At 52.8% G+C, this 653-nt stretch carries 1 protein-coding gene; it reads left to right on the forward strand.

Annotated features, from left to right (window positions below):
* The coding region (locus tag MXD58_RS31770) for an FMN-binding glutamate synthase family protein (RefSeq protein ID WP_250610015.1) at positions 1-653 on the forward strand (653 nt) is incomplete at both ends.

Here is a 653-nt window from a genome sequence, read left to right on the forward strand (position 1 = left end):
ATTATCTTGTCAATGCCGATGAATTGCAAATAAAAATGGCGCAAGGTGCGAAGCCTGGAGAAGGGGGCCAACTTCCTGGAAACAAGGTGTATCCTTGGGTCGCCGATGTCCGCGGTTCAACACCGGGTGTCGGGCTCATTTCACCTCCTCCACACCATGACATCTACTCGATCGAAGATTTGGCGCAGCTGATCCATGATTTAAAAAATGCGAACCGCGATGCACGCATCAGCGTAAAGCTTGTGTCCAAAGCCGGCGTTGGGACAATTGCAGCAGGGGTGGCAAAAGGTGCCGCAGACGTGATTGTGATCAGTGGCTATGATGGAGGAACAGGGGCATCGCCTAAAACAAGTATCAAGCATACCGGCCTGCCATGGGAGCTTGGACTCGCTGAAGCGCACCAAACCTTGATGATTAATGGTTTGCGCGAACGTGTTGTATTGGAAACGGACGGCAAGCTGATGACAGGCAGGGATGTGGTCATGGCGGCTATCCTTGGGGCGGAAGAGTATGGCTTTGCAACAGCTCCTCTCGTTGTTATGGGCTGTGTGATGATGCGCGCATGCCATTTGGATACGTGTCCGGTCGGGGTTGCGACGCAAAATCCAGAGCTTCGCGAAAAGTTTACCGGCAACCCGGACCATGTTGTAAAC

It is taken from the genome of Frankia sp. AgKG'84/4 (genome assembly GCF_023242965.2).
Lineage (GTDB): Bacteria > Actinomycetota > Actinomycetes > Frankiales > Frankiaceae > Frankia.